We start from the raw sequence: 17,063 nt of genomic DNA on the forward strand, positions 1-17,063 counted from the left end.
TTGCTTCATCCCTAAGGAATCAGCGGCTCAATGAATTCTGATTTTTTGTTTCTCGCACTCCCTATAAAAGAAGTGCTAAAACAAACTGTACATATTGCTATGAACACTCATTGTTACATTGATTTAAATTTTTGACTGCCAACCCTAAGGTTAAGCAGTTTCGATTAACTCAACACCTGTGAGTGTCCACACAGATTTCTTGTTTTATCTTGTTAAAGAGCAACTCAATATTCGTAAGAGAACTTGAGTACCACACTGAGCGCCGAACGCTTCCAGTTGGCTAGGGCTGCGTATTCTACGCATTTCCCGTTTCGCGTCAAGGAGTATTTTTCAACTTCTTGCTGCGCTTGAATTAAATGCTTAAAAGCGACTCAATTCAACCTAACTCGTCAGCTTGCTTTCGCTGTCTGCCGTGTCAGTGGATGCGCATTATAGGGAGATTGAGAAAGTGCACAACCCCTATTTTTAAGATAATTGTCATTTTCTCACTGTTCGTTGGATATTTGACCTGACCAGCTAGTTTTTAACCTTTATAATGCAAAAAAACACTCATAGGGACTTTTCTATGTCAGGGCCACTCAGAACTTACCAAGGTATTCATCCTCGATTAGGCAATAATGTGTATGTAGATGAAGCTTCGGTGCTTGTTGGCGATATTGCGTTAGATACTGATGCCAGTATTTGGCCTATGGTGGCGGCGCGTGGTGATGTTAACCATATTCGTATTGGTAAGCGCTCGAACGTGCAAGACGGTAGCATATTGCATGTGACGCGTAAGTCAGCTGCTCGTCCCGATGGTCATCCACTGATTATTGGTGATGATGTGACTATTGGTCACAAGGCGATGCTTCACGGTTGCAAAGTCGGTAATCGAGTATTAGTGGGCATGGGCGCGATTATTCTTGACGGTGCGATTTTAGAAGATGATGTGATCTTAGGTGCGGGCTCTTTAGTGCCACCGGGCAAGGTATTACAGAGCGGCTATTTATATGTAGGCAGCCCAGCTAAGCAAGCTCGTCCATTAACACCTGCCGAAATGGCCTTTTTGCCAGAATCTGCCGACAACTATGTCAGACTGAAAAACGAATACTTAGTTGAGTTACAAAACCTCTAGTCACTTAGCGCTAATCTCTTATAGTTAGTCGCTTAGTATCACTATCGCTATATTAAGAAAGGCGGCAGAGACTTATTCAGTCTCTACCGCCTTTTGCTATTCGCTGATTCAGAAAACTATCTGAGTTCGATAAGTTTAGCCTAAGTGTACTGCGCCAAACTCATCAAACTCTTCGGCTTCGATTAAGTCTTCAGCCATTTCTTCGGCGTCAAATCTCACCGCATCAAACAATGCCAGCATAGCAGCCGCTTCATCGGTGCTCGGCTGTTCAGAGAAATCATTCAGCTCACGTAATTTAGCAGCACTGATATAGCACTTGATGTTCATCCCCTGCGATTGCGCCATAAAACAGATTTGCCCTTGGGCATCGTCCCAATATTGCAGATCGGGGAAAAGAATACTTTGATTCATGCTTCCTACTTAGGCTCTGCCATTAGTTTGTCCCGCAAAAGCGTCAACACCACTTGGGTGTCGGGCTCAATACCTCGCCATAAGGTAAAACTCTTAGCCGCTTGTCCGACTAACATACCTAGCCCATCAATGACTTTCGCCGCACCTTGGGAGAGTGCCCATTGGTTAAACGCGGTGACCGAGGCGCCATACATCATGTCATAACAAACGGTTTGGGTGGTGATGATATGTGCTGGCAAAGGTGGCAACTCGCCCGCAAGGCTAGCAGAGGTTGAATTGATAATGATATCGAACTCGCCCGCAAGCTCACTCATTTCTACGGCGGTGACTTTACTCACGTAAGCGCCGTTATCCACAGAAGTAAAGATATCGACCAGAAGCTGCGCCTTAGTGTGGGTGCGATTGCTGATGGTCAGTTGTGCAATCTCCGCATTTAATAACGGCAGAATACAACCGCGCGCCGCGCCACCAGCGCCAATGAGTAACACGCGCTTATCTTGCAAGCTGCCTAAGTTAGCGATGAGATCGGCCACCAGCCCTAAACCGTCGGTGTTATCACCGCGAATAGTGCCATCGGCCAATAAACTTAAGGTGTTGACTGCGCCAGCGAGTTTGGCTTCGGGGCTGATACTGTCACACAGCGCAAAAGCTTGCTCCTTAAAAGGCACTGTCACATTGGCGCCCTTACCGCCCGCATTGAAAAACGCCGTCAATGAGGCTTCAAAACCATCGACCGGAGCGAGAATGGCTTCATAGGTTAATGACTCTTGGGTGGGCGCGGCAAATTGTCCATGGATGAACGGCGATTTACTGTGGCTAATTGGATTGCCAAACACTGCGTATCTGTCTGTCATAGCGATATGAAATTTTAGGTTCAATGGCTTTGCAGTCTACCGCGCTTTTGAGCCCACGCAAGACGAATTATGCTCAACTAAATTTCACGCTATAATGCGCCATCGGCTCAATACACTCTACTTTAGTGAACGACTATTCCAATGAACTGGCTTAAAAAGATTTTTAGTAAACACACTCCGCCGCAGGATGATCGCGATCCTAGTCAATCTAACGCCTATGACTTAATCGGCGGCGAAAAGGTGATCCGCGCTATCACTAAATGTTTTTATCAGAAGATGGCAAGCTCAACAGAAACGACAACACTGCTTGCCATTCATAGGGCGCCCATTGCGGAGTCAGAGCAGAAGTTGTTTGAATTTTTAAGTGGTTGGCTCGGCGGACCGCAGCTTTATCAGCAAAAATATGGTCATCCCGCATTGCGAGCACGACACATGCATGTCGATATTGATGAGGCGATGCGCGATCAATGGCTGTTTTGTATGAAGTTTGCGATTGAAGAGAATATTAAAAAGCCAGAGCATCGAGCCGCCATTTTTGAGGCGATTTCAACTCTGGCCGATCATATGCGTAATCAATAAAGTGGATATGGCATCCACTTTTTATGATTAACGGCTAAACCCAGTCGCGTGGTTTGAGGTAGTTATCGTACAAATCTGCCTCTGGGCTTCCCGCCTCTGGTGTATAAGCATATTGCCAACGCACTAATGGCGGCATCGACATTAAGATAGACTCGGTACGCCCGCCCGTCTGCAGACCAAACAAGGTGCCTCTGTCGTAGACTAAGTTGAACTCAACATAACGACCACGGCGATAGAGTTGGAACTGACGCTCGCGCTCACCGAACTCAGTATCCTTACGACGCTCAACAATCGGCGCATAAGCCGTTAAGAAGCCATTGCCCACGGCTTGCATAAAGCTAAAGCTTTGCTCGAATCCTTCTTGATTCAAGTCATCGAAAAACAGTCCGCCTACGCCGCGGGTTTCATTACGATGCGGCAGGAAGAAATACTCATCACACCATTTCTTATACTTGGGATAAACCTCATCCCCGAAAGGCGCACAAATATTCTTAGACGTTTGATGCCACTCGCGCACATCTTCCTCAAATGGATAATAAGGTGTTAAGTCAAAACCACCGCCAAACCACCATACAGGATCGGCACCTTCTTTTTGAGCGATAAAGAAGCGCACATTGGCGTGAGTCGTCGGGATATACGGATTGTTAGGATGAATAACTAAAGAAACCCCCATAGCTTCAAAACTGCGACCCGCCAATTCTGGGCGATGCGCCGTTGCCGACGCTGGCATAGCGGCGCCAGTCACATGGGAAAAGTTAACTCCAGCTTGCTCGAATACTGCACCTTGGGTTAATACTCGGCTCGTGCCACCACCGCCTTCGGCGCGGGTCCATGAGTCGGCAGCAAAGGTCGCTTGACCATCTAACTTTGCTAAACCAGCACAAATGCGGTTTTGTAAATCGAGTAAAAACGCTTTTACCACTGCAGCATCAGGCACACTCATCTTGTTATCCTTATTATTGGTTTGCTCATTGTCCATTTCGTAAAATTTTGCCGCTTCGTGCATCTATGATGGTCGAGGGCTGACGTTGTTCGCCGAGTTCGCCTAATACCAGTGCATCGATTTTACCGGTAAAATCGGCGAGGATTTCAGCGGCAGTTAATGCGGGATCTTCACCTGCAAGGTTAGCACTGGTCGACACTAAAGGTTTATTAAGCGCGCGGCACAGGGCTTGTACCCCAGCATGGGCCGACACTCGCACTGCGATAGAGTCAAATTCGCCACAGAGGTATTTTGAAACATGCGCTTTGATTGGCATGACAAAGGTAAAAGGCCCTGGCCACTTGGAAAATGCAAATTCGAGCTGCTCAGCCGTTAATTGCGATTCATCAACATAAGCTAAAAGCTGCTGAAAATCACTGGCGACTAAGATCAGTCCTTTCTGCCATGGGCGCTGTTTTACCGCCAATAACTTTTGGATAGCAGTGTCGTTATCAGGGTCGCAACCAAGGCCATAAACCGCCTCGGTTGGATAAGCGATAACACCACCGTTAAGCACAATATGTTTTATGTCAGATGGGTGCAGCTGCAACATCTTAGGATCACCTTTTAAGTATTGTCGATTTCAACAATCAAATTATTGGATAAATTCGAATACTGACCGCCCCATCAGCGGTCAGCCGAGGATTATACGCAAGCCACTTTCATCGGCCAAATATTAAGATGCAGGTCACACAATAAACTAAAGTGGTCTTTTGTATTTACAGCTTTTTTGCGGACATTCTAAACGCATCCCCGCCGCACCTTTACGCTCGACTAAGATCCCAAAACCACAGCTCGGGCAATCTTCAGCAACCGGAGGATAATTCACAATAAACTTGCACTTAGGGTAAGCGCTACAGGCATAAAAACTCTTTCCGAAGCGGCTCGTTCTATGCTCCAGTTTACCCGTTTTACATTCTGGGCAAGGGATATCAGGCTTGTCGCTCGCTTGATCCTGTTTTTCAATATGCGTGCAGCTAGGGTATTGAGTGCAACCGATAAAGATCCCAAATCGACCAGATTTTACCGCCAGCTCGTGGCCACATTCAGGGCAAACAGAACCTTCAATCACTTGAGTTTCAATGGATTCGTGCTGCACTAATGGGCGAGTGTAATTACAGCTAGGGTAATTATTACAGCCAATAAAACCGCCGTGCTTACTGTGCTTGACCGATAACTCGCTGCCACATTCAGGGCAAAGTTCGTATTCTTTTTCCAGTGCGTGTTCGTGGGCACTAAATAATTGTTCATCAATCTTAGACATAATCATTCACCACCTGTCGTAGCGCATTAGGATATCAAGCGCAGTGCCATCAAGGAATTTATGGCATCAAAAAAGGAGGTCTTAGCCTCCTTTCTCTCATAATTCATCTTTCACAACGATTAAGAATGTAGTCGGCCTTCTGGCTGTTCGAAGATTAAATCTTCCATTTGCTCATAAGCGGACTCATGACCAGGAGCGTTAAACAACACCATTAAGATAACCCATTTGAGATCTTCTAAAATCAGGGTTGGCTCATCCAACTCCATGACTCTATCGATCACCATTTCACGGGTTTCGACATTCAGCACTTTAACTTGCTCTAAAAACAGCAAGAAACCGCGGGATTCCACATCCAGCTTGTCCATTTCGTCCTTTGTATAGATACGAAACGAATGCTGATCGTGATTACAAAGATAAGGTTTATCCCCTTCTTGTAATTCAGCTAAGCGCTCTAACCAAGTTAACGCTTTTAAAATCTCGGATTGATGAAATCCGGCACGAGTGAGTTCCTTGGTTAACTCGTCTTCATCAACTAGTAGTTCAACTTCACTGTGAACATAGTTTTCAAATAGATACATGAGGATATCAAACATGGCTAGCTCCTCTTTACTCTGACGTAACCACCGGGTACTGCAATCACCCAACCTTGCAACTCAAGTTCAAGCATTTGTTCTAACACCAGATCTATCGTTTTCCCACTATGTTCAACTACTGCATCAATGGATGTAGTTTCATAACCTACACTAGCTAACAGAGACGAAAATGGCAAATTACAAATCTCGCCTTGCTGTATATGGTGGCATAACTTCAATTCTTCAAGGTGGTAAGCGGTTAAACTTGCCAACTCCTCCACTATATCGGCGGCTGTTTCCACAAGTTTTGCCCCATCACGTAATAAATCATGACAGCCTTGATGGTAACCGCCCAAGATTGAGCCCGGAACGGCAAATACCTCACGCCCTTGCTCCATCGCCAACCTAGCTGTGATTAAAGAACCGCTTTTACGACAGGCTTCAACCACAAGAGTCCCTAAAGAAAGACCGCTAATAATCCGATTTCGTTTCGGGAAATTCCCCGCAAAGGGACCGACATCTGGCCAAAACTCGCTAAGTATACAGCCTTGCTGCTGAATATCATGATAAAGCTGCCGATGTTTTCGTGGATAGACAGTCTCAATGCCAGTCCCGAGCACAGCAACGGTTCGCCCTTGATGTTCAACACAGGCTTTATGGGCAGCGCCATCAATCCCGATCGCCATACCGCTGCAGATACCAAATCCCATTGAGGACATCTCCGCAGCCAGCTGATAAGCGACCTGCAATCCACCTGGAGAAGCATTACGACTGCCAACAATTGCAAGATAAGGAAGGGCGAACGCCTCCAAACAACCTTTAACGAACAGTACGGCGGGCGGATCTGAGAGTTGTTTTAATAATGGCGGATAAAGCGGATCGGAGAAACATACGAGATGATGGTCAGCGGCTTGCTGCTGCCATTCGAGGGCGACATCGACTTTTTGATAATCAATAGCAAGACTATGGAGCAGATGGTCAGATAAAGGTAGCGCTTCTCGCTCGTGCTCTAACCTTTGCCTGAGGTCGTCCACTTCCATGTGCGTTAATAATTGTTGGATCCGAGCGGGTCCTAGCCCAGATACAGCACAAACAACTAACCAATCGACCAAATGTTCAGATATTACTGACCTCTTAAGGCTAAAGACTCTGGGGCAATTAACTTATCGTCGACACGCACAGGACGCTCGGTGGAAACAATCAAACCTAAGCTCGCTTTGTCGAATACTTTGAAAACTAACAATTTGCCATGATAGATATCCGGCATTTGAATAGCACGATCCGATGAGACAGATGCCATCAGGTTATCGTAGGCGGTGCGCTCAGTGGCAGGCACTGGCATACCATCATTGTTGATGACAATGACTTCACCATCACGGTAAATAGAGAACACGACTCCGGGCTCAACCCCATCTTGGGTGCCTTTATCTAAGTACACCACATCCAACTTACCCGCTTCACGCATCTTCGATTCGATAGCAAGCACAACAGCTGGTGTCTTTAACTCTGCAGGCTTTGGGGTGAAATAAGCTAACATCAAGGAATCACTTTCCATCGGCATGACTCTGAAACCTGCTTTGGTTTCACGAAAGCTGGTTAACAACTTAATTTTTGACACCTTACCAGACTCAACCACTTGCCCAGTTGAGGCTAAAATAGCTTCTTGTCCTATCGCCTCGCCAGACTCCTTATTGAAAAACTCGCGACCACGTTCGTAAACACCGTACTTTTGATTCATCGGCAGTTCAGCGTCGATATAAATGACATCACCCACAATATGATGACGCGATGGACTTTCACCTGCCAATACCATAGGTTGCTCGGCAAGCCAGTCGGTTGCGACAACGCGATTCTGCACTAAATACTGTTCAATCAAGGCCAAGTCGACGGCAGGAATGGCATTGCTCTTAGCAATGATCCGTCCTTCAGGGCTCTTCTTTACATGGGGTTTAGCAGTATCGAGTATGTCGCCGTTGCGCACGAGTCGAGGCTGACCATCAACAAACACTAGGGTGAGTTGATCGCCAGGGTAAATAAGATGGGGATTGGCAATCTGCGGGTTTACATCCCAAAGACGTGGCCATTTCCATGGATCATTTAGAAACGCTGCGGAGATATCCCAAAGAGTATCGCCCTTTTTCACTACATATGACTCAGGATGCCCCGCTTTCAGCGTAAGGGTATCGGCGGCAACAAACGTGCAATTGAATGTCATTAACGCGAGTAAAATTAACCGTTTCATGGGTATTTCCATGTTGTTTGGCTCTTAGTTTGAGCTTTTACTGTTATTGATAGGCACTAAAGATTAAAATTAACCCATTAGCATCAGTCAGTATAACTAACTGGCAGAGATTTGACAGACTTGTTAAGAGTTTATGTATGACACTATTAAAAGTATTACAATTCCCTGACGAAAGATTGCGGACACAAGCGACCCCAATCACAGAGTTTAATGCCGAGCTGCAGACTCAAATTGATGATATGTTCGAAACCATGTATCAAGAGAAAGGTATCGGTCTGGCCGCAACCCAAGTGGATTACCATAAACAACTTATTGTCATGGACTTACAAGATGAAGTCGAACGACCTAAAGTGTTTATTAATCCCAAAATTATCGCCAGCAGCGGCGACTTCTGCAATGAAGAAGGCTGCCTGTCGGTGCCGGGCATTTATGCCAAAGTCGATCGCGCCGAATTTGTTACAGTAAAAGCCTTAGACAGGCACGGCAACGAATTTATTGTTGAGGCCGATGAGCTTTTTGCTATCTGTATTCAACACGAAATGGATCACCTCAAAGGCAAATTGTTTGTCGATTATCTGTCGCCGCTAAAACGTCAGCGGATCAAACAAAAACTTGAAAAAGCGGCCCGATTGGACGCCAAATAAGCATAGGATCAGATTTGAAACCACTCAACATCATCTTTGCCGGAACACCGGATTTTGCCGCTCGCCACTTACAAGCACTGCTTAACTCACACCACAATGTGATTGGCGTTTACACTCAGCCCGATAGACCCGCTGGCCGCGGCAAGAAACTGACCGCCAGCCCAGTAAAAGAACTCGCCGTCGCCAACAATATTCCTGTTTATCAACCGGGTTCATTACGTAAAGAACCCGCGCAACAAGAACTTGCCGCGCTGAATGCCGATATTATGGTGGTAGTTGCCTACGGTCTGATCTTGCCAAAAGTCGTATTAGATACACCACGTTTAGGTTGTATTAACGTTCACGGTTCTATCTTGCCACGCTGGCGCGGTGCCGCACCAATCCAACGCGCACTTTGGGCTGGCGACAAAGAAACTGGCGTGACAGTTATGCAGATGGATGTGGGTTTAGATACCGGCGATATGCTACTGAAAACCACTCTGCAGATTGAAGATAGCGACACCTCAGCCAGCCTTTACGAGAAATTGGCTGAACAAGGTCCTGTTGCCCTATTGCAAGCCCTAGAAGGTCTAGCAAACGGCACCTTAGCCGCTGAAAAACAAGATGAAGCCCTAGCGAACTACGCAGAAAAACTCAGTAAAGAAGAAGCCAGACTCGATTGGAATAAATCTGCCAAGCAACTCTGGCAAGAAGTCCGAGCCTTTAATCCTTGGCCTGTGAGTTACTTTGAGCACCAAGGCAATACTATTAAAGTGTGGCAGACCCAAGTCAGCGAAACCACCAGCACAGCCGCTCCGGGCACTATTATCAGCGCCAGCAAAAAAGGCATAGAAGTCGCCACTGCCGACGGCGTATTGACCCTGCTGAGTATGCAGCTGCCAGGGAAAAAGCCGCTCAATGTTGCCGATATTCTCAATGCTCGAGGTGAATGGTTTAGTCCGAATACTCGCTTCGCCAACGAGGCACATTAGTATGAACTTGCGCGCGCTGGCTGCGAAAGCCATCTTCGAAGTATTAGAAAAAGGCGTGTCACTCTCAGTGGCATTGCCCGATCAACAAAAGCACCTTGCCAGCGGCAAAGATAAAGCCCTACTCGCCGAACTCTGTTACGGCGTGATGCGCACTCTGCCGCAAATAGAGAAACGCATCAGTGAATGCTTAGCGAAACCACTCAAAGGTAAGCAAAGGATTATTCACCAGCTGCTGATCATAGGTTGCTATCAACTTTACTTCACTCGTATTCCAAGCCACGCCGCGATTTCAGAAACCGCCGAAGCCTGTCGCCAGTTAAAGTTTGAAGGCATGGTTAAGGTCGTTAACGGTGTACTGCGCAACATTCAGCGCCAGCTTTCGCCGCTCAGCACTGAGTCAGATACCTTAAGCTACAACACACCCGCTTGGTTGATTAAGCGCTTAAAAGAAGCCTATCCCGAGCAGTGGCAAGACATCATTCAACAAAGCCATGAACGCCCACCTATGTGGCTGCGTAATAATCGCTTATCCCAAAGCCGTACCGAATACCTCGCCGCTTTAGCCGACCTCGAAATTGAAGCGAGTGAAGGCTGCAGTGCAGATGCCATTCTTTTAGCGCATCCAAAGGATGTTGCCACACTGCCACGCTTCCATGAAGGTGCAGCCTCAGTGCAAGATGGCGCGGCGCAGTGGGCGGCGACATTACTGGCACCACAAGCGAATGAATTAATCCTCGATGCCTGCGCTGCGCCCGGTGGTAAAAGCTGTCATCTACTCGAACTTGAGCCAAGCATTAAACTGGTTGCCGTCGACTTTGATGCTAATCGTCTCGAGCGGGTGCAACAGAACCTTGACCGCTTGTCATTAAAAGCGGAGCTTATCCATGGCGATGCGGCCAATATTGACTCATGGTGGCAAGGTGGACAATTTGATCGTATCTTACTGGACGCGCCATGCTCGGCCACGGGAGTGATCCGCCGCCATCCCGATATCAAATGGTTACGTAAAAACCATGACATCGAAGAGCTGGCTGAACTACAACAGCAAATTCTCGATCATTGCTGGAAGTGGCTCAAACCCGGTGGCACGCTACTTTATGCTACTTGCTCGATTTTACCGCAGGAAAACCGCGACCAGATCAGTGCATTTTTGGCCAGAACCACAGATGCTAAGCTAGACACACTCTCCCAGCAACATTCGCCACAGGATATAGGTTGGCAAATCACGCCAGGACAAGACAATATGGATGGGTTCTATTACGCCCGTTTATTAAAAGCGACCGATTAGGAAGTAAGCAAGGCCATGAAAATTATCATATTAGGTGCGGGTCAAGTCGGGGGAACCTTGGCCGAGAACTTGGTCGGTGAGAATAATGACATCACTATTGTAGATAGTGACAAATCCCGACTACGCGCCCTGCAAGATAAATATGACCTTCGCGTTGTGGCGGGCCATGCAGCCCATCCAGACGTACTTAGAGAAGCAGGCGCAGAAGATGCCGACATGCTGATCGCGGTAACCAATAGCGATGAATGCAACATGGCTGCCTGCCAAATTGCTTACACCCTCTTCGGCACACCAACAAAAATTGCCCGTATTCGCTCAGAACCTTATCTGGCGATGCGCGATAAACTTTTTATCGACAGTGAAACCAAAAATAGCGACGGTCGCCCCCGTGGTGGCTTCGTGATCGATGAATTAATCGCCCCTGAACAGTTAGTGACCGCTTACATTCAGCGACTTGTTGAATATCCCGGCGCGCTACAAGTACTCGAATTTGCCGAAGGACGGCTAAGTCTAGTGGCCGTTCGTGCCTATTATGGTGGTCCACTGGTAGGTAATGCGTTAGCGGCACTGCGCGAACACATGCCAAATATTGATACCCGGGTTGCGGCAATTTTCCGCCAAGGCCGCCCTATCATGCCTCGCGGTACCACGATTATCGAAGCCGATGATGAAGTATTCTTCGTCGCCGACAGTCGCCATATTCGCGCTGTGATGAGCGAAATGCAGAAGCTCGATAACTCCTACCGCAACATTATGATCGCCGGTGGCGGTAACATAGGCTTAGGTTTAGCCAAACGCCTTGAGCGTACCCACTCAGTTAAACTGATTGAGCACAAGTATGAGCGCGCTGAAGCCCTATCGGAGCAACTGGAAAATACTACCGTGTTCTGCGGTGACGCTTCGGATCAAGAATTACTGCTCGAAGAACACATAGATCAAACCGACGTATTTATTGCGGTGACCAATGACGACGAAGCCAACATTATGTCAGCATTACTGGCAAAACGTATGGGCGCAAAAAAGGTCATGGTGCTGATCCAGCGCGAAGCCTATGTCGATATCGTCCAAGAAGCTAACATCGATATTGCTATCTCACCCCAACAAGCCACCATTTCGGCACTGTTAACCCATATCCGTCAGGGTGATATCTGTAACGTTTACTCCCTACGTCGCGGCGCCGCCGAGGCAATTGAAGCGATTGCCCACGGGGATGCCAGCACGTCTAAAGTGGTTGGCAAAGCCATTGGCGATATTAAGTTGCCACCGGGAACCACCATTGGTGCTATTGTCCGCAACGACGAAGTATTAATGGCTCACGACAAAACCGTGATAGAACAAGGGGATCACGTGATCTTATTCCTAGTGAATAAAAAGTTTGTCGGCGAAGTCGAGAAGCTTTTCCAACCAAGTGCTTTCTTCTTCTAAGAACCTAAGTAAGCCAACTTATGCTGAACTTTAGACCACTATTGTTTATTTTAGGGCTGTTTTTGTCCATGCTGACAGCCTTCATGTTGATCCCACTGCTCCTCGCCGTGTTTAATGCCGAGGAAACCGTGGGCTCTTTCATGCTGTCGGCGTTAGTGACAGGCATTAGTGCCAGCTTGTGTTTACACAATGGCCAGAGTAAAACCATTAACCTCAATATCCGCGATATGTTCCTGTTGACCAGCTTGACGTGGTTGATCGTGAGCCTGTTTGCGGCCATGCCCTTTACCCTGTATCACGGGATTGGCTATACCGACGCCTTCTTTGAGACTATGTCCGGCATCACGACCACAGGTTCTACCGTGCTCTCGGGGTTGGATACCATGGATCACAGCATTTTAATCTGGCGCTCTTTATTGCAGTGGCTTGGTGGGATTGGCTTTATTGTGATGGCGGTGGCCATTCTGCCCTTCTTGAACGTCGGTGGTATGCGGCTGTTCCGCACTGAATCGTCCGATTGGAGCGATAAAGCCGTACCACGCACCCAGAGCATGGCTAAGTACTTATTCTTTATTTATATTTTGCTGACTGTTGCCTGCTGCGTTGCCTATCATCTGGCGGGAATGACTTGGTTTCAAGCCATCAACCATGCCATGACCACCCTATCGACCGGCGGCTACTCAACATCTGATAGCTCAATGGCCGCGTTCTCCCACTCGGCTCACTGGGTTGGCGTGTTCTTTATGGCGGCGGGTGGTTTACCGCTACTTATGTTTGTGCACACCATACAGCAAAGGGATGTGCGCATTTGGAACGATGCTCAGGTCAAAGGCTTCTTGTTTTTCCTGACCTTCGTGTCTTGTTCTATTGGCTTTTGGCTGTGGCAAACCCGCGATATTGAACTCCTCGATGCACTGCGTTTATCCAGCTTTAACGTGGTTTCTGTGGTGACCACTACAGGTTATGGCTTAACGGATTACGGTGCTTGGGGCGCCTTTGCCAACATCGCCTTTATGTTCTTAATGTTTGTCGGTAGCTGCTCTGGCTCAACCTCGGGCGGGATTAAAATCTTCCGCTTTCAAATCGCTGGCGCCATTATGCGCGAGCAATTGAAACAGCAATGTCATCCAAACGGTATCTTTAGGGAACGCTACAACAATCGCATCATCAGTGAAGATATCGTGCGCTCGCTGATCACTTTCGTGCTGTTGTTTGTAATGGTGATTGTAGGCTTGTCGGTAATTTTAGTGCTCACAGGGCTCGACCCTATGACCAGTTTTACTGGCGCTATCACGGCGGTCACCAACGTAGGCCCAGGTTTAGGCCCAATTATTGGCCCTGCGGGTAACTTTTCAACTCTGCCCGACGTAGCAAAATGGGCCTTGTCACTCGGTATGCTCCTCGGCCGTTTAGAGATTCTGACCGTAGCAGTGTTATTCCACCCGAGTTTCTGGAAGTATTAATTCTGTAGAGCTTGGATACTAAAAAGGCGCTTAACTTGTTAAGCGCCTTTTCTATTAAGCCTGACCCGTCCTAAATAGCGGTAACGTCGACTAATTCAAGCAGATGATCGGCATAGACCTTTACATCTGCCCAGTCGGTGTAGTCGATAACCGACTTAGGATCGGTTGGGCCTTTGGTCATCTTCATAATCAACTGGATCATCCATCTGTCGTACCAAGGCCATGAAGGATAATCCACTTTCCCCGCAATAATTTTAAGATCGGCTGGCGTCCACGGCGATAAGGCGATGAACTTTTGCAGATATTTATTATTCTCAGGAATACGTTTTTCTGGATTTCTCGCTACCACGTTGACGCAGAAGAAACTGTTTGGCAATGCACCCAAAGCCTCTGCATGCTGCTCGATAAACTTGAACACACTCTTATCATAGGTGCCATAGAGTACGCAGGCACCTAAGGCGACGACCTCGTAATCGGGCCAATTGATACAAGTCACGGCAGCACTATTGATATCAACGAGATCGACCTTAGCGCCACGAAAGGTTAATTGGTCGGCAATTGCATTGGCAATCTTGGCTGTGTGGCCACCACGGGTAAAATAAAGTACGAGAACGCGTGTCATAGGGAATTACCGATCCACTGAGTTAATGTCACCATTGTGGCAAGATTACGTTAAATAAACCTCTGATAGGATCACAAATCAGCCGTATCTCATATTCTGAGATGCAAAAATTGAGATCTGCATGGCTGAGCAGTATGATTGCGTAAACACAGGTGTTCAATTAGAATTATCTAATCAAAAGCGATGAAGTGAGTGACCTTATGCAAAATGACATAGATGTAGCTGCAATGGTAACTAATGCGGAAAGTGCGGCTAAATGGCTTAAGGCCATAGCGAACCCTTATCGCCTAATGATTTTATGCCTATTACTAGACAAAGAGTTGAGCGTAACTGAACTCAATGCCACTGTGCCATTAAGCCAGTCGGCACTATCCCAGCATTTAGCCGTATTACGCGCTGAAGATCTGGTGGATACCCGTAAGAGCTCGCAAATTGTTTACTACAAGCTCAAGAACGAACAAGTCACCCAAGTGATTTCGATTCTGCATAGCCGCTACTGCGCAGTGTAACACGGTAAAGCTAGCTTAAATTTAAGCCCTAATCGCTTGCAAGTGATTAGGGCTTAATGGTTTTTAGTGCTGGCTAAAGCGGTTACCGAAGGCGTCGACTTTTTCCCAATCGGTAAACTCAAAGGTGCCTGTGATATCGGTTGGCCCTTTAGTCATCCACATGATGAAACGTATCATAGTGCGATCGAAGAAACCGTATTTAGGATAATCAATCTTGCCCGCAAACACTTCTAACTGCTGAGGTTGCCACAGTGAAAGCTGCAGAAACTTTTGCATATAAGGATTGGTTTCAGGCGTATTCTTTAAGGGTTTGCGCGCCACGACATTAACGGTAAAAAAGCCATTAATCTTAGTATCGAGCACCGCATGGTGGCGGTTCACAAACTGGTAAAGTTCAGGTCTATGCTTACCATAACGAATACTGGCGCCGATCAGCACTTTATCAAAATCAGCTAAGCTCAACGCATCAGCCTGCTCTAATGTGACCAGCGAAACCTGCTCTCCCGCCTGCTCAGCAATCGTCTTCATTTTTTGGCAAATTGCCAATGTTTGGCCATCAATCGTCGAATAGATTATTAACGTCTGCATGATTAATTCTTCCAAAAAGTTGGCGTAAACAAAATCAGTAAGGTAAATACTTCGAGGCGACCAAACAGCATAGCCGCGACCAATACCCATTTGGCGCCATCGCCAATACTGGCGTAGTTACTGGCTACCGCGCCTAAGCCTGGGCCTAGGTTGTTTAAGCAAGCTGCGGTGGCACTAAAGGCAGTAATATCATCTAATCCCATCGCCATGAGTGCAAGCATACAGATCACAAACACCAGCGCATAGGCAGAGAAGAATCCCCACACGGCATCGACAACGCGATCGGGCAAGGCTTTAGAACCGATACGGATAGAGAACATCGCCTTAGGATGAACCAGTCGCTTTAATTCGCGCGAGCCCTGTAACAGCAGCAAAATGACCCGAATCACCTTAATCCCACCCGCAGTTGAGCCACCACAGCCACCGATAAAGCTCGAAAATATCAATAGAATAGGTAAAAACAGCGGCCACATGTGGAAGCTTTCAGTACCAAACCCTGCGGTAGTGGCCACGGAAACCGCCTGAAATAAGGCATGGTCTAAGGTTTCTTCCGGCGAATCATAAATGCCCGAATGATAAAGCGTGAGGAAACAAATCGCGGTAAGAATGAGTTGAATCGCCACCAGCATCTTAAATTCGGCATCTTTAAAATACACTCTAACGTTAATTCCTCGCCGCGAAAATGCCGCAAAATGCACGCTAAAGTTAACTGCAGAAACGATTAAAAAGAATACACAAATAAGGTTAATCACTGAACTATCGAAATACCCCATGCTAGCATCATGGGTCGAAAAACCGCCAATAGCGATAGTTGAAAATGAATGGCAAACCGCATCGAACACACTCATGCCCGCCAGCCAATAAGCGGTTGCACAGGAAATAGTTAACAGTAAATAGATATACCACAGTGCCTTAGCGGTTTCGGCGATCCGCGGGGTCATCTTACTGTCTTTCACTGGGCCCGGAATTTCAGCGCGATAGAGCTGCATTCCCCCGACGCCAAGCACAGGTAAAATCGCCACGGCGAGCACAATAATCCCCATACCGCCGAGCCATTGCAGCATATGACGATAAAACAGAATGGCTTTAGGTAAGAAGTCGAGCCCGACAATCACTGTGGCTCCGGTGGTGGTTAACGCAGAGAAAGATTCGAAGAAACTATCGGTCCAGCTGAGGTCGGGTTGACTCGAGAAGATAAACGGTAAAGCACCGATAGAACCCAGTACGGTCCAGAACAGGACCACAATCAAGAAACCCTCTCGGGTACGCAATTCTTCTTTACAGTGGCGATTGGGATACCAGAGCCAGAAACCAATAAATAGGCTGACAAAAAATGCCTGCATAAACGCCGTGCCGCCGCCATCGTTATACCAAACAGCGATCAGTGCTGGTGGCAGCATAGTGATTGAAAATAAACCAATCAGCAGGCCTATGATTCGTATTATGGTTTTATATTGCATTAAGCGAGTTCAATCATTCCATTGGCTGCAAAGGTATTTTCAGCATTTGGGCTATTTTGGCATAATTTACGCAGG

19 protein-coding genes are annotated in these 17,063 nt (G+C 47.2%); 8 read left to right on the forward strand and 11 right to left on the reverse strand.

The features are described from left to right. Positions 1–565: 565 nt before the first annotated feature. Positions 566–1,114 (forward strand): gamma carbonic anhydrase family protein, encoded by a 549-nt coding sequence (locus NE536_RS13895; protein WP_261273051.1) that lies wholly within the window; start codon positions 566–568, stop codon positions 1,112–1,114. Between the two features lie 135 nt (positions 1,115–1,249). Here NE536_RS13895 and NE536_RS13900 read toward each other — a convergent pair whose 3' ends face one another. Continuing rightward, the gene (locus NE536_RS13900; RefSeq protein WP_261273052.1) at positions 1,250–1,525 is read right to left on the reverse strand and encodes a DUF1488 family protein; all 276 of its coding nucleotides are present in this window, start codon (positions 1,523–1,525) and stop codon (positions 1,250–1,252) included. 5 nt (positions 1,526–1,530) lie between these two features. After that, positions 1,531–2,379: a shikimate dehydrogenase gene (aroE, locus tag NE536_RS13905; RefSeq protein WP_261273100.1), complete on the reverse strand. Its 849-nt coding sequence runs from the start codon at positions 2,377–2,379 to the stop codon at positions 1,531–1,533. Between the two features lie 141 nt (positions 2,380–2,520). Between aroE and NE536_RS13910 the strand changes: the two genes are divergently transcribed. Beyond that, entirely contained in the window at positions 2,521–2,958 is a 438-nt protein-coding gene (locus NE536_RS13910; protein WP_012586348.1) for a group II truncated hemoglobin, read from the forward strand. Between the two features lie 34 nt (positions 2,959–2,992). Here NE536_RS13910 and hemF read toward each other — a convergent pair whose 3' ends face one another. From hemF to NE536_RS13940, 6 genes are all read right to left on the reverse strand, one after another. Next, positions 2,993–3,901, reverse strand: coding sequence for an oxygen-dependent coproporphyrinogen oxidase (gene hemF / locus NE536_RS13915; RefSeq protein WP_259512340.1), 909 nt, complete (start codon positions 3,899–3,901; stop codon positions 2,993–2,995). A 25-nt stretch (positions 3,902–3,926) separates the two neighbouring features. Continuing rightward, on the reverse strand, positions 3,927–4,493 hold the full coding sequence (gene tsaC, locus NE536_RS13920) for an L-threonylcarbamoyladenylate synthase type 1 TsaC (protein ID WP_261273053.1): 567 nt from the start codon (positions 4,491–4,493) through the stop codon (positions 3,927–3,929). A gap of 147 nt (positions 4,494–4,640) precedes the next feature. Continuing rightward, positions 4,641–5,204, reverse strand: a complete 564-nt coding sequence (locus NE536_RS13925; RefSeq protein ID WP_261273054.1) for a DNA topoisomerase family protein — start codon at positions 5,202–5,204, stop codon at positions 4,641–4,643. 119 nt (positions 5,205–5,323) lie between these two features. Continuing rightward, a complete protein-coding gene (locus NE536_RS13930) occupies positions 5,324–5,797 on the reverse strand; it encodes a DUF494 family protein (RefSeq protein WP_006083793.1) in 474 nt (157 codons plus the stop codon). 2 nt (positions 5,798–5,799) lie between these two features. Further along, positions 5,800–6,816 carry a DNA-processing protein DprA gene (gene dprA, locus NE536_RS13935; protein ID WP_261273055.1) on the reverse strand — a complete coding sequence of 339 codons (1,017 nt, stop codon included), beginning with the start codon at positions 6,814–6,816 and terminating at the stop codon, positions 5,800–5,802. 83 nt (positions 6,817–6,899) lie between these two features. Next, positions 6,900–8,030: a LysM peptidoglycan-binding domain-containing protein gene (locus NE536_RS13940; protein WP_261273056.1), complete on the reverse strand. Its 1,131-nt coding sequence runs from the start codon at positions 8,028–8,030 to the stop codon at positions 6,900–6,902. A gap of 125 nt (positions 8,031–8,155) precedes the next feature. Between NE536_RS13940 and def the strand changes: the two genes are divergently transcribed. From def to NE536_RS13965, 5 genes are read left to right on the forward strand one after another with little or no spacing between them, the layout of a single operon-like run. Next, entirely contained in the window at positions 8,156–8,662 is a 507-nt protein-coding gene (def, locus tag NE536_RS13945) for a peptide deformylase (protein ID WP_261273057.1), read from the forward strand. Positions 8,663–8,676: 14 nt separating this feature from the next. Then, the gene (fmt, locus tag NE536_RS13950) at positions 8,677–9,633 is read left to right on the forward strand and encodes a methionyl-tRNA formyltransferase (RefSeq protein WP_261273058.1); all 957 of its coding nucleotides are present in this window, start codon (positions 8,677–8,679) and stop codon (positions 9,631–9,633) included. Between the two features lies 1 nt (position 9,634). Continuing rightward, entirely contained in the window at positions 9,635–10,921 is a 1,287-nt protein-coding gene (gene rsmB, locus NE536_RS13955) for a 16S rRNA (cytosine(967)-C(5))-methyltransferase RsmB (protein WP_261273059.1), read from the forward strand. A 15-nt stretch (positions 10,922–10,936) separates the two neighbouring features. After that, a complete protein-coding gene (trkA, locus tag NE536_RS13960; RefSeq protein ID WP_106648741.1) occupies positions 10,937–12,346 on the forward strand; it encodes a Trk system potassium transporter TrkA in 1,410 nt (469 codons plus the stop codon). A gap of 20 nt (positions 12,347–12,366) precedes the next feature. Beyond that, positions 12,367–13,809 carry a TrkH family potassium uptake protein gene (locus NE536_RS13965; RefSeq protein WP_259579942.1) on the forward strand — a complete coding sequence of 481 codons (1,443 nt, stop codon included), beginning with the start codon at positions 12,367–12,369 and terminating at the stop codon, positions 13,807–13,809. A 70-nt stretch (positions 13,810–13,879) separates the two neighbouring features. Here the strand turns inward: NE536_RS13965 and hemG (NE536_RS13970) are convergent, their stop codons facing one another. Continuing rightward, the gene (gene hemG, locus NE536_RS13970; RefSeq protein WP_261273060.1) at positions 13,880–14,431 is read right to left on the reverse strand and encodes a menaquinone-dependent protoporphyrinogen IX dehydrogenase; all 552 of its coding nucleotides are present in this window, start codon (positions 14,429–14,431) and stop codon (positions 13,880–13,882) included. 200 nt (positions 14,432–14,631) lie between these two features. On the opposite strand from hemG (NE536_RS13970), the gene NE536_RS13975 reads away from it, so the two are divergent. Continuing rightward, positions 14,632–14,940, forward strand: coding sequence for an ArsR/SmtB family transcription factor (locus NE536_RS13975; RefSeq protein WP_006083802.1), 309 nt, complete (start codon positions 14,632–14,634; stop codon positions 14,938–14,940). Between the two features lie 63 nt (positions 14,941–15,003). Here NE536_RS13975 and hemG (NE536_RS13980) read toward each other — a convergent pair whose 3' ends face one another. Continuing rightward, positions 15,004–15,528 carry a menaquinone-dependent protoporphyrinogen IX dehydrogenase gene (gene hemG / locus NE536_RS13980; protein WP_011981997.1) on the reverse strand — a complete coding sequence of 175 codons (525 nt, stop codon included), beginning with the start codon at positions 15,526–15,528 and terminating at the stop codon, positions 15,004–15,006. 2 nt (positions 15,529–15,530) lie between these two features. Continuing rightward, entirely contained in the window at positions 15,531–16,988 is a 1,458-nt protein-coding gene (locus NE536_RS13985; protein WP_006083804.1) for a TrkH family potassium uptake protein, read from the reverse strand. Positions 16,989–17,063: the final 75 nt, after the last annotated feature.

Source organism: Shewanella septentrionalis (genome assembly GCF_025370265.1).
GTDB classification, from domain to species: domain Bacteria; phylum Pseudomonadota; class Gammaproteobacteria; order Enterobacterales; family Shewanellaceae; genus Shewanella; species Shewanella hafniensis.